At 43.3% G+C, this 12,926-nt stretch carries 10 protein-coding genes, 1 pseudogene and 1 riboswitch; of the genes and pseudogenes, 7 read left to right on the forward strand and 4 right to left on the reverse strand.

Features of this window, described 5'->3' with window-relative positions; all coding sequences use genetic code 11:
• The first annotated feature begins 5 nt into the window (after positions 1-5).
• From R7E38_RS20445 to R7E38_RS20460, 4 genes are read left to right on the forward strand one after another with little or no spacing between them, the layout of a single operon-like run.
• Positions 6-2,792: a DEAD/DEAH box helicase gene (locus R7E38_RS20445; RefSeq protein WP_124009098.1), complete on the forward strand. Its 2,787-nt coding sequence runs from the start codon at positions 6-8 to the stop codon at positions 2,790-2,792.
• 2 nt (positions 2,793-2,794) lie between these two features.
• Positions 2,795-4,774 (forward strand): BREX-3 system phosphatase PglZ, encoded by a 1,980-nt coding sequence (gene pglZ / locus R7E38_RS20450; RefSeq protein WP_124009099.1) that lies wholly within the window; start codon positions 2,795-2,797, stop codon positions 4,772-4,774.
• On the forward strand, positions 4,752-5,459 hold the full coding sequence (locus tag R7E38_RS20455; RefSeq protein ID WP_124009100.1) for a hypothetical protein: 708 nt from the start codon (positions 4,752-4,754) through the stop codon (positions 5,457-5,459). Before pglZ ends, R7E38_RS20455 begins: the two co-directional genes overlap by 23 nt.
• A gap of 11 nt (positions 5,460-5,470) precedes the next feature.
• A complete protein-coding gene (locus R7E38_RS20460; protein ID WP_124009101.1) occupies positions 5,471-6,178 on the forward strand; it encodes a hypothetical protein in 708 nt (235 codons plus the stop codon).
• Between the two features lie 9 nt (positions 6,179-6,187).
• On the opposite strand, the gene R7E38_RS20465 is transcribed toward R7E38_RS20460, so the two are convergent.
• The 3 genes and pseudogenes from R7E38_RS20465 to trmA all read right to left on the reverse strand — a co-directional run bounded on the left by R7E38_RS20465 (position 6,188) and on the right by trmA (position 8,181).
• Positions 6,188-6,490, reverse strand: a complete 303-nt coding sequence (locus R7E38_RS20465) for a hypothetical protein (RefSeq protein WP_124009102.1) — start codon at positions 6,488-6,490, stop codon at positions 6,188-6,190.
• A gap of 59 nt (positions 6,491-6,549) precedes the next feature.
• Positions 6,550-6,887, reverse strand: a pseudogene (locus tag R7E38_RS20470) (integrase); the annotation flags it as partial.
• 184 nt (positions 6,888-7,071) lie between these two features.
• Positions 7,072-8,181: a tRNA (uridine(54)-C5)-methyltransferase TrmA gene (gene trmA / locus R7E38_RS20475; protein WP_268206428.1), complete on the reverse strand. Its 1,110-nt coding sequence runs from the start codon at positions 8,179-8,181 to the stop codon at positions 7,072-7,074.
• A 184-nt stretch (positions 8,182-8,365) separates the two neighbouring features.
• A riboswitch (cobalamin riboswitch) is annotated at positions 8,366-8,566 on the forward strand.
• Positions 8,567-8,621: 55 nt separating this feature from the next.
• Here trmA and btuB point away from each other — a divergent pair.
• The 3 genes from btuB to murI are packed head-to-tail and all read left to right on the forward strand — an operon-like array spanning position 8,622 to position 12,044.
• Positions 8,622-10,457 carry a TonB-dependent vitamin B12 receptor gene (gene btuB / locus R7E38_RS20480; protein ID WP_005389692.1) on the forward strand — a complete coding sequence of 612 codons (1,836 nt, stop codon included), beginning with the start codon at positions 8,622-8,624 and terminating at the stop codon, positions 10,455-10,457.
• Positions 10,458-10,516: 59 nt separating this feature from the next.
• Positions 10,517-11,209: an ATPase gene (locus R7E38_RS20485; RefSeq protein ID WP_005389693.1), complete on the forward strand. Its 693-nt coding sequence runs from the start codon at positions 10,517-10,519 to the stop codon at positions 11,207-11,209.
• 31 nt (positions 11,210-11,240) lie between these two features.
• Positions 11,241-12,044 (forward strand): glutamate racemase, encoded by an 804-nt coding sequence (murI, locus tag R7E38_RS20490; protein WP_047104461.1) that lies wholly within the window; start codon positions 11,241-11,243, stop codon positions 12,042-12,044.
• Here the strand turns inward: murI and R7E38_RS20495 are convergent.
• Positions 12,007-12,462 carry an RNA-binding protein gene (locus R7E38_RS20495; RefSeq protein ID WP_017821270.1) on the reverse strand — a complete coding sequence of 152 codons (456 nt, stop codon included), beginning with the start codon at positions 12,460-12,462 and terminating at the stop codon, positions 12,007-12,009. The two genes, murI and R7E38_RS20495, sit on opposite strands and share 38 nt — an antisense overlap.
• Positions 12,463-12,926 lie beyond the last annotated feature (464 nt).

Raw genomic sequence — 12,926 nt, forward strand, 5'->3', positions numbered from 1 at the left:
TAAGGATGCTTGAAGTCGGTGATTGGGCTTGGAGTCAAGCCCATCAACAATATGTTAAAGTGATAGAAAGCTCTGGCCTTTGGGGCCAGAGCTTTTATCGTGTTTGGCTCCAGCAACAAGATAGTGTTGTAAAAGTTTCAACTGATGATTTGTCTAAAACTTCTATGGACAAATCGCCTAACCCACATTTTTTCTCTTACATTGGCATCGCAGCCAAAATAGCGAATGCCCAAAAAGAGGACATTCTACTTGCTCCTGTAGAATCAAATGTCATTCCATTGCCTCACCAATTGAAAGCACTCGACAAAGCGATGTCGCGTAAGCAAGTCCGTTATCTATTTGCAGATGAAGTAGGGCTTGGTAAAACCATCGAGGCTGGCTTGGTTATGCGAGAACTCAAGCTAAGAGGGATGGCTAAACGAATCTTGGTGTGCGCACCTAAAGGCTTGGTAAGCCAATGGGTGAGTGAGATGAGCACTCACTTTGGGGAATCATTTCATCTGCTCATCCCAGGGGAGAATAAACCTGTAGATGAAAACGACAATGTTTGGCTTCGGCATGATTTGGTCGTTTGTCCGGTTGATAGCATAAAGCCAATTGAGAGCAGAAAAGGCTGGTCGGTTAAACAAGTTCATGAGTACAACAAGCATAGGTTCGATGATCTGTTGTCTGCGGGTTGGGATCTCATTGTCATCGATGAAGCGCATCGATTAGGTGGCAGTACCGAGCTCGTTGCACGTTATAAGTTAGGGCAAGGTCTGGCGGAAGCATCACCCTACTTATTGCTGCTGTCGGCAACACCTCACCAGGGCAAGAGTGACGCTTTTCACAGACTTATGGCCTTACTTGATAAAGAGGCTTTTCCTGATGTTTCGAGTGTTACGAAAGAACGTGTTCAGCCCTATGTCGTAAGAACTGAAAAGCGAATATCAATAGACGGTACAGGTAAGCCATTATTTAAGCCTAGAAAGACAGAGCTAATTCCTGTGGCCTGGAAGAGTAGACACGCTTTACAGAGGCACTTGTACGAAGAAGTCACTGAGTATGTAAAAGAAGGCTATAACCAGGCAAAAGCTCAAAAACAAAATGCTATTGGCTTTTTAATGATCTTGATGCAGCGCCTTGTTAGCTCGAGTAGTGCAGCAATTGCAATGACATTGTCTAGGCGATTACAGTCACTCGAGAATACTGTTATTGAAGATGAGCTTCCGCTAGCTTTTGCCGATGACTGGGCGGACCTTGATGGCCAAGCACAATTAGATGAGTTGATTGCAACGAGTAAGCAAGCGTTGGCAAATGAGAAAGCTGATGTACAGCGTTTGTTGAATATTGCTAATGAATGCGTCGCCAAAGAAAGTGATACTAAAGCAGAAGCACTGATTGACTGGCTCTATCAACTTCAACAAGAAGAGCAAGATCCTGAACTAAAAATGTTGGTCTTTACTGAGTTTGTGCCAACGCAGCAGATGCTCACGAAGTTCTTTACCGATAGGGGGATCAGTGTTGTTACGCTTAATGGCTCTATGGATATGCATGAGCGGAAAAGAGCACAGGCTTCGTTTGCTGGTGATACGCGAATTTTGATCTCTACTGACGCGGGTGGTGAAGGTTTAAACCTTCAATTTTGTCACGTCATTGTAAACTACGATATGCCTTGGAACCCAATGAGAATGGAGCAGCGCATTGGACGTGTTGATCGTATTGGCCAGCCCCATGTCGTGCGAGCTCTAAACTTTGTATTGGAAGACTCTGTGGAGCATAGAGTGCGAGATGTACTGGAATCGAAGCTTCAAGTCATCTTAGATGAATTCGGAGTAGATAAAACCAGTGACGTACTTGACTCAGCCGAGGCAAATCATCTCTTTGATGAGCTCTTTATGGAATCCATATCGAACCCGGAAACGATGGATCAGGAATTAGCGAAAGCCTTGAAAGTGATTCAGGGTGGAGCACGAGATAAACGTTCTCAAGACGGTTTGTTTTCAGATGGAAAGTTGCTAAATCCAATTGATTATCAGAAAGTTATTGATCACCCTTTGCCGTATTGGGTTGAGCAGATGGTGAGTCAGTTTCTAAGTTTCAAGAGCTCTCAAGGTGCGGATGCGTCATTTACTCGTGCTGAGAATGGATCGATATGTGTTAAATGGCCAGATGGCGCTAACTGGGAAGACATTACCTTTATTGGTAAGGAAGCGCAAAAAACACCAGGGTTAAAGCACATTACTCTTGAAAGCCCAAAGGTGAGAGGCTTGAGCACACACTTACCAATTTGGAGCGAAGTCCAAAACATACCTCTTGTGCGAGTTCCTTCCCTGCCTTCTGGTGTGACCGGGTATTGGTCCCTCTGGAGTGTTCGATTTTCTGGTCAGGATGAACGTCAATTGCAGTATTTGCCAATCTATATAAATACAGCAGGCCAGTATTTCTCTACCGCATCTAATCGAGTGTGGGATGCAATATGTTCAGATATTCTCGAGTCCGACTTAAGCTCAAATCCAGAGCCTGAAAAAGCATATCAATTGCTTAGAGAGTCTGCTGAGATCCAAGGCAAAATTTTGTTTGATTCCATGCTAGCTGAGCATTTGAACGAACTAGAACTTAGCGTTGAGAAAGGAGAGTATTCCTTCAAAGCCAGAAGAAATGCGATTGAACGAATAGGTCTGCCAGAAGTTAAGAGCTATAGAATGCGTCAGTTGGATATTGAATACAGTCAATGGAAGGTTGATATTGAGGCAAAGCGTGAGATATACCCTGAGTTAAACCTTCATCTAGTGTTTGAAATTAAAGGATAGATATGAATTGGCAAGAGAAGCTTACTAGTCAGATGGCTTTGACAGAGCCTGTTCACTATATTGTTAACGACCCTGATAATTTATGTTTTGAACCCGCAATAGCTGACCTAATCGAACAGGCGGGAGCTGTACTTTTCTCAGATACTGATCCTATCGCACTAAGGTTATGTTTTGAAGAATGGCTTGATAGTGATGAGTGCAGTGCTCTATTGATTAGGGTTGTCGATGAACAGCCTAGTATTCCTTATGATATTGAATTTTCAGCTAAGCGTGCTGATTTTGATATTAGTGAAGTGATACCAGAGTTGGATGCATCAGTACTGAGAGCTTTATCGCCTAAAGATTATGAGCAACTGCAGTCTGCAGTGAAGAGCTATGGTGCGGATAAGCTAAACCGAAATGCTAGTTTGGATTTTGTCTTACGACATATCTACAAAATTGCTCCGGAGATTATTCAATCTGAGACAGATTTAGTGCGCTTGCTCATTCGAAAGCATTACCTTGGTATCGAGATGCCTCTGGTCTTTGAAGAGAGGCTAATTGAAACTCTCCAAGTTCGTGAGCAGTTTAGTCGTTGGAATTTCTCAAGGGTTGTGCCTGAGAGAACAGAGTTCTTCGTGTTTCTTCAACAGCAGTGGTTGCTTCACTTGCAGCGAAAAGCCCAGCGATATGAAATTAAGGAATCATCATGGCCTACCGATGAGCTTGTTGTTCCATTTGACGACCAAGATATTAAAGTATTTGTTGATAATCTATTTGCTGAAGGGATTCTCCAAGCCGTAGATTTTGACGGTTTAGGAAAAGATGATTGGGAGTGGGTTGGAGTTATCGCGGATGATGAGTCTAGAGATCTATTACGAGTAAGGCAGCTACTTAATAAGCTTTCGAATCAATTCATCGTGCAGGATTTGCCGCTACCTGAAGGTTCAGAGCAGTGGGAAGAGATCGCACTAGAACTTGGTGTACTGAATTCGTTATCTCACACTTTGAAAGGCACAGATAGTTATGCTCTGAACGCTGAGATCGCGAACTTAAACGCTAAAGTAGATGATTACTTTGAAACGTGGTTGCAAGCGAACTTTGGCAAGCTGATAAACACGCCAACAACCCGCTTCCCTAAGATGTTACATAAAATCCCGGAGTGGTTGAACCTTAAAGTCTGTAAAGGTCAAAAGGTGTGTCTACTGGTGATGGATGGCATGGGGTTTCAGCAGTGGAATTACGTTAAAGAGCACATTATTGAGATACCTCATGTTCGAGTTGAAGAGAGAGGTGTTTTTTCATGGGTTCCAACTATTACCTCCATAGCGCGGCAAGCTTTATTCTCTGGCAAGCCGCCACGTTCGTTTCCTGATTCATGGCATACAACCGCGAAAGAGAAAGCGCTTTGGCAGGCGTTTTGGGAAGATAAAGGTTTAAGCAAGACCGAAGTAGCATATGCAGTTACTCTTGAGAAGAGTAAAGATATAGAGTCATTCAAAGACAGTTTCCATTCGCCCAAGCTAAAGGTTGCAGGTTTCGTTATCAATTATATAGATAAGCAGATGCACGGAATTGAGGGTGGGATGCCATTACTAAATGTTGCAGTGAGTAAATGGCTCGAGCTGTGGCAGTTTTCTTCAAAGATAGAGGCTTTACTGGATTCTGGTTTTGAAGTGGTGATTACGGCTGATCACGGTAACCAAGAAGCAATAGGTCAAAGTTGGCCAAATGAAGGTGTTAAAGCAGAGACAAAAGGTGAAAGAGTTAGACTGTATAAACATACAGTTGAATATTCGAGTGATAAGACAGACGTGCTAGAATGGCCAGCAAAGAAGTTTGGACTACCATCGGATTTGTATCCGCTTGTGAGTAGAGGTCGTCATGCGTTCATCCAGAAAGGCAAACAGATTGTCGGGCATGGCGGGATTAGCTTACATGAGGTGATTGTCCCATTAGCTATTGTCACGAGAGAGCAGCATGTCAAAGAGAGTCAACTTTAGTCGTCATATCGAGATTCAATGGTTAGATTCCGTTGCGGTTTGGGTCGCTGAGGGAAAACAAAAAAAAGAACTCGACGAACAGATTGATTTGATGCTTGAGCCTTCGGTTACGTGCAAAGTAAATAGAGGGAAAACTCGAAATCAGTTGACCAAGTTATGGTCCCGTAAATCTGATGATGTTACTGATAGCTTTACTTGGTTTGCCATTAAAGCTGTGCTTGGTAGTGAACGTCCAGACTTTGTATTGCACTGGGGAATGTTAGTTGCTAAAAATAATTTTTTTGCTGATGTAGTCCGATTTATTGGGCGACGTGAAAAACACGCTGAGGTGTTTACCTATGCTCAAGTTCAAAAGAACATTGTTGAACTGTACGGGGATACCGAGACGGTCAAGCGTGGTCTTCGTTCTGTGTTAAAAACACTGGTCGATTTTAGGGTTCTTGAACGTCAAACGAATAGGACGTACAAAGCGAATAAGCTCGAACATAAAGTAGAAAGTAAGTATAAGAGCTGGCTTCTGCAATCTTTGATGTATAACCAAAGGTATCGAAGTCGTTCTCTTGCAGATATGCTTGATGATCTAGTTTGGTTTCCATTTGTATTCTCAGTATCAGTCAATGAGCTTGAGACAACCTGGTTTGATCTTCACCAACAAGGAAACGACCTTGTTTTATTTAAAAAGTAGAGAGAGTTGTATTGAAAGTTTCAATTGGTTTTAATCGTCACTTAGAGCCTGATTGGCTAGCGCAGACGGCATCTTGGGTCGCTAATGGTATAGACGGGCAGGCGTTGAAAGACCGAATTGATTCCATGCTTGAGCCTGCATTTACCAGTAAAGTTGCAAAGGACAAAACCCGGAATTTGTTGTTTGGTATTTGGAACAAGCTACCTAAGCATATCTCAGAAAGATTTCAATCGAGAGGGGCTAGCTTGTTAATGGAGCATAGTGAGCAACACTTGGTGTTTCATTGGGGTATGATGCTGTCTAAGTACCCATTCTTTGCCTTTGTTGTAGGCCAGATTGGTAAGTTGACTAAACTTAACGATACCTTTATATACTCTCAGCTTGAAGATCGTGTAACAGAGCAATATGGCGATACATCTACAATAAAACGTAGTATGCAATTTGTTGTAAGAACTCTTATAAACCTTGAAGTGCTCAAAAATCCAAAGCAGGGTGTATATGAGCTAAATAGAGCTGTATCTATTGAGCTACCAGAGATAAAGGGTTGGCTAGTGGAAGCGATAATGCATTCAAACCAAAGTTCTAGTCGGAGTCTATCAAGTATAAATGACGATACGGTTTGGTTTCCATTTAAACTGTTTTTTGATTTATCTGATGTGCAAGCTAATAAAGAACTAGAAGCACATCTTCAATCGTCGGACACGGTTGTTTTTCTGTAGTACCCAGAACTACAACCAGTGTTTCGGGATTTCTAACTCAAAGCTCTTTGCTGCATATTCAAGCATCGTGATGATCTCACGATGCTTTTTTTCATCATAGGGCTGACGGTTTTGCTTTTGCTGAACAATGACTTTGAGCTCTACGAGGTTAAACATGCCCAGTTTGTAGAAGTTTCCCCAACTTGGTATTCCAAATAAGTTGTATATTGTCTCTGTACTGTCACGCTCACTGGCAAGGCGTTTGGGCTCATCAATTTTGGCAAGTGCAGCTTCGCCTTCTTCTTTTGTATCGTAGGTGTTTAGTTGTTTCATTAAGTACCCGTTTAAGCAATAATTTTAGATACCGATAGAGCTAGTTTCTCTAGTACTTCTCACCGCTCTTCAAAATAATCATGTCGGTAATAAATCCCTTTAACACCTTTTAACTTGTGATTTAAGCACCTCTCGGCCACATGGCCGGGAGTGCCTTGTTGTGTCAATAAGGTTCGGCACGTACGGCGTAGCTAGGCATATCTCCCATAAGATTTAGCGGCTGTTTCTTTTTACCAGGTTCATGACCGAATAGTTTGGTAATCGCACGATCAAGCGTATCTGGCCCCATATGTGGATTCTTACTGGATCGGCGATTAGGGAATACATACTCAGAGCCTAAGCTTCTCACTTTCAGTTCTTCAAGCCATTCTAATACTGGTGTCGCTAAAGGGATAGTATGTTAATAGGCTATGGTTGGTGTGGAGTAGATCGTGAACCGAAAAGTGTTTGGTGTTTTCATTCTAGCTGGGGCTAAGGCATAGCCCCCGAATATTTCTAAATACTTTATCTGTTTAAATGTTTCCCGTACCCCAAGCCGTACCCAGGGCGTTTTTTTCTAAAGATAAAAACCGTTCAGGTCCTTATTTTATGCGCTCTAGAAGCACTCCAGACTCCATATGGTGGGTATAAGGGAATTGGTCAAACAGAGCAAAACGCGTCACGTTGTGTGTTTCGCATAGAATGTCCAAGTTCTCTTTTAGAGTCTCAGGGTTACAAGAGATGTACATGATGCGCTCGTAACCTTGCACCATTTTACAAGTATCGACATCCATCCCAGCACGTGGTGGATCGACAAAAATCGTGTTGCAGTTGTAGCTCTCCAGATCTACACCTGCATCTTGTAGACGACGGAATTCACGCTTACCTTCGATCGCTTGAGTAAATTCCTCTGCTGATAGACGTAAGATTTGTACGTTATCAATCTTATTGGCGGCGATGTTGTACTGTGCAGATACCACAGATGGCTTCGCTAGCTCAGTTGCCAGTACGCGGTCGAAATTCTGTGCCAACGCCAGCGAGAAGTTACCGTTACCACAGTAAAGCTCTAGTAGGTCGCCAGTGCTTTCTTGGGTACAGTCGACCGCCCATTCCAGCATCTTCTCTGCGACTTTGCCGTTCGGCTGAGTGAAGCTGTTCTCTACTTGTTGGTAGATGTAGCTTTGACCATTTACATCGAGCTTCTCGATAACGTAGTCTCGGTCTAGGACAATCTTCATCTTACGAGCGCGACCAATGATGTTTAGGTTAAAGCCTTCATCATTTAAACGCTGTTTAAGGGCTTTCGCGTTTTCAATCCACTCTTCATCAAGTTGGCGATGGTAAAGGAGTGAGACCAGAATCTCACCACTTAGCGTCGATAGGAAATCCACTTGGAACAGTTTACGACGTAGTGAGTCGTTGTCTTTCATCGCTTCAACCAATAGCGGCATCAGGTCGTTGATCAGACGGCTTGCTGCAGGGAATTGGTCAACACGGTACTTCTCACGAGTTTCTTGGTTGAACATGATGTAGTAAAGATCTTCGCCTTCATGCCAAACACGGAACTCAGCACGCATGCGGTAGTGCTGCTCTGGTGATTCAAACACTTCCAGTTCTGGCATGTTGTATGGCGCGAACATATCCGTGAGACGTTCGACTTTTTCAGCCAGTTGTTCTTGGTAGCGTTGTGGGTTTACATCAAGAGTAGCCATGATCTTACCTTTTATGGTGCATTCAATTTAAGAGCGCAGATTTTATTCAATCTCAATAGGATGTCCAGTTTTGTACTGGAATTGATTTAAAGATAGTGCGTACAGGCAGAGTAGAAAGCAAAATCAATCAAAACGTTACAACTTCTAAGGGCAATATTGGCTGGACAAATAATCAATAGCTGAATAATATTTGCCTCAAGTTGGTGCTATCTAGCAATCTAGATGGCTGAAATGGGAATCTGGTGTGAATCCAGAACTGACGCGCAGCGGTAAAAGAGAACGAACGCTCATCAGACACTGCATTAGTTTATGTGGGAAGTCGAGCAAGTAGGCGGTACACCCGTGCTCTTGAGTCCGAATACCTGCCAACAACTGAGCCACAGCACTGGACTGTCATGATGACAGGGCTCGGAAGGAATTACGCGATTTAGGACAATACAATGAGAAAATCCGCACTGGCGATAACTTTGGCATCGCTGCTTTCACCTGTCTCTTATCTACAGGCCCAAGAAACCTCCACTGACGAAACCATCGTTGTTACTGCAAACCGTTTTGAGCAAGCCGAAAGCCGTACGTTGGCAGATGTCGAAGTAGTTACTCGACAAGACATCGATCGCATTCAAGCGAAAACCCTACCAGATGTATTGCGTCGCCTTACGGGTATTCAAGTTTCACAAAATGGTGGTCGTGGTCAGTTAGCGTCTTTATTTGTTCGTGGAACCAGTTCCGACCAAGTTTTAGTACTGGTTGATGGCGTACGTTTTGCACGAGCAGCGAAGGGCGCTGTGGACTTTAACCAAATCCCACTTACTTACGTTCAACGTATTGAGTACGTGCGTGGTGCGCGTGCGTCACTTTATGGCTCAGAAGCGATTGGTGGCGTGATCAATATCATCACCATTGCGCGTGCTGACGAAGAAGGAACGAAGTTAAGTGCGGGTTTAGGTAGTTTAGATTATCAAGAATTGAGTGTGGCATCTGGTATTAAAGTCACAGAGAGCGGCCAGCTAAATATCGCGCTTGGTAGTGAAAGTGATGATGGTTATAACGTTCGTCCTGTACCGGGAGTTAATGACGGCGATCGCCATGGCTTTGATACAAAGAATGGTCTGCTAGGTTACGTGCATAACTTCAATGACCAGTGGTCTGCATTTGGTAACCTACGTGCTTACGAAAATGTTTATCAATATGACAGCAGCTACGGCAGTCGCGGTTACTACGAAGCAGAAAAAGACGATCTTTCTGTCACTCTGGGCGGTAAGTATCAGTCTGATAATGTGATGTCAGAACTACAAGTAACAGCACAGAAACAGAAGTCTTGGAACTATGAGCAAGCAAAAGGCAAACACTCAGGTACTGAAGATGAACTTGAGCAGCAAAATGTCCAGTGGACCAACAGTTACTTGCTAAACAACAATACGACGTTGGCTGGTGGTATTGATTGGCGCAACGAGTCTTATAAAGACAAGAGTGCGAATAAAACGTTTGATCGTACCAATGGCGCTCTGTTTGGTATGGCAACCACTAGTATTGATAAAGCAATGCTCGAGGGCAGTGCTCGCCTTGATGATAACGAAGAATACGGTAGTGAGTTCACTTACAGTTTAGCGGCTGGTTACCAGTTTGTACCAGAGTTTGGGGTTAAAGCCTCTTTTGGTACTGCGTTTAAGGCTCCAAACCTATATCAACAGTATGACCCAACATACGGTGAGAAAGATCTGAAGCCGGAAGAGTCAGATGCTTGGGAGTTAGCATTCAGCGGTGATGTCCAAGGCGTTTTTTGGTCCGTAACGGGTTATGACTATAAAATCACGAATCTTATCGATTACCATCCAACCACATACAAATATTTGAATGTCGATGGTGAAACACATATCCAAGGTGTGGAGCTTGTTGCTGAGTTTGATACAGGGATTGTGCAGCACCAGTTGAGTGCAGATTACAAAGATGCCGAAGACGATAAAGGGCATCAGTTGCAGCGCCGCGCTAAAGAAATGTATAAGTGGAATGCTTTAGTGAGCTTCGATAAAGTGGATTGGTCGGTTAGCTATCAGTACGTCGGTAAGCGTCCAGATGTGGATTACAGCACTTGGCCTTCACAAGATATTACACTTTCTTCTTACTCGTTGGTTGATACGGCGGTGACTTACTATCCGAATGAGTCGACCTCTATTAGCGCTCGTATCGATAATCTACTTGATGAAGAGTATGAGATGGCAAAAGGTTACCCTGCTGCAGAGCGAGCGTACTATCTCAACGTTGGCTACGAATTCTAATCGTGAATGAGCACAAACCGCCTTCGGGCGGTTTTTAATATTTTGTGGTGGAAAATCGAATGAAGAAACCCAAGCGAGTGGTGATCAGTTGGTCCAGCGGTAAAGATTCGACATTAACGCTTGAGCGCCTTAACGAGAATCCAAATTATCAAGTTGTCGGTTTGTACACGACTTACGTAGGAAAAGAAGTCCCTTTTCAAGCAACTCCGCTTGAGGTTGTACAAATGCAAGCAGACTTACTTGCGCTTCCGCTCATTACTATCGAACTGCCTGAAGTCTTTCCGAGTAACGAAATTTATCAATCAACCATCGTTAATGCATTACAAAGTAGTGGTCTGAACATAGAAGCTGTCGCATTTGGTGATATGTTTTGCAATGGCATTGCCGATTACCGACGCAGCTATATTGAACCTGTTGGCTGGGAATGCGTCTTTCCTCTATTAGGGGAGAGCAGCGAAAAACTAGCGATGGAAATCATAGAGCGTGGTATTCAAACGATGTTAATCACCATCGACGGAAGAGTTCTCCCTCCAGAATGGTGTGGTCGCTGGTATGACAAAGCCCTAATAGAGTCATTACCAAGTCAAATTGATCCCTGTGGGGAAAATGGTGAATTTCACACATTGGTCACGTCTTCGCCATCTTTTCAAGGACATATCGAGTTGACGAAGCGAGATGTAGAATCTGGAGATAGATTCAGCCATCAAAGATACCATGCTAAAGCATTGCCAAAACAAATCTACGCAGTATGATCGCAACGTTTCTGTTCTTTAGGTAAGGCTCGTGCGAGTAGCAAGTAAGAAAAAAGTCCTAGTTTTTGACTCCGGTGTTGGTGGCCTTTCTGTATTCCAAGAGATACATCGCCTATTGCCCCAGCTAGACTACTTATACTTATTCGATAATCAGGCTTACCCTTATGGTGAACTCGATCAGGCTGTACTCGTTTCACGAGTTAACCAACTGGTCTCTTCATTAGTCGAAGAACACCAAGTCGACATTGTTGTCATTGCTTGCAACACGGCGAGCACCATAGTGCTTCCTTCCTTACGCGAAAATTTATCGATTCCCGTTGTTGGTGTTGTCCCTGCGATTAAACCCGCATCGCTATTAGCATCAAAAGGAGTAGGGCTGATCGCCACTCCGGCGACAGTAACACGCCAATATACTCACGAGTTAATACGGGACTTTGCGCAAGGCAAACCAGTTGAGCTGGTGGGATCAACTCGCTTGGTAGATATGGCCGAAGAGAAGTTGCGAGGCAACAGCGTTTCTCTCGACGAACTGACAAATATCCTGCTTCCCCTTCGCGATAAAGTCGATGTTGCGGTGCTCGGTTGTACTCACTTCCCTTTAATCAAAGAGGAGATTCATCAAGCTTTGGGTGGGGACGTTACTTTAATTGATTCAGGCGCAGCGATTGCACGTCGAGTAAAAGCATTGCTATTAAGTGATGAAATTGAGGATACAGAAGAGGGAAGTAAGTCGATTTATGCCAGTGCAACTCCTTGGCAGGAAGATGCACTGAACATTTGTTTAAAGAAGCTAGGTTTTAATCCTGTTCAGGTTTACCACCATCCGGATGTTTAGGATCGTTCGCAATTCTCACTTTTAGCGTTCTCTCCATATATTCCTTTTCATTAAGTTTAGCGATAGCTGGCTTGGCATCTGCCGCAGCCATCACTACAAAACCAAACCCTCTTCTTTTTCCAGTACGCTTATCTTTCATTAAGCGTACTGCATAGACCTGTCCATATTCAGCAAACAAATCGCGAACATGACTCTCATTGGCCTTATAAGGAAGGTTGCCGACATACAGCGTTTTAGTTGAAGGATCAGGCTCCGAAGATTGAAGAACAGGTGTTTTGCTAGAAAATGAAAAAAGAAAAGCAGTAGCGATAACACCAATGAGGAAGCTCAAGGCTGGTGGGATGATGAATTGAGAGAAAATGATTCCCCCAACGATGGCCAGCCCAACACATAAAATCAGATTTTTTTTAGACGTCATTTTAATTACTACACATAGTGATAAAGAGATCGATTGTCCATTAACAGAATAGACACATGAATCTTACGTATATGGTTGGTGTTTTTCCAACCAATTGCTGTGATATGTCTCAAATGTGACGAAGAAATATGCAAATATCGCACTTTTGGCTAATTTGTGACCGGTTGGTTTTTTATTTGCAAAAAACGCTTGTACTAATTTCTCAACCCCCTATACTGCGCATCCACCGACACGGAGTGAGACGAAAGTCACATAGCGAGTCGGGAAGAGAGAAAAAAGAATTTGAAAAAAATGCTTGACTCTCTCACGGTGTAAAGTAAGATACGCACCCCTAACGACGAGCAACTAAGTTGCTGAAAATGTTAGAAAAGCTCTTTAAAAATAAGAACCTATCAATCTGTGTGGGCACTCGTTGATGATAATCCAAATAGTTTCTTCGGAAACAATTTAGGTTTCAATGAAAC

Origin of the sequence: Vibrio sp. Vb2131, assembly GCF_033338535.1 — a bacterium.
GTDB classification, from domain to species: domain Bacteria; phylum Pseudomonadota; class Gammaproteobacteria; order Enterobacterales; family Vibrionaceae; genus Vibrio; species Vibrio alginolyticus.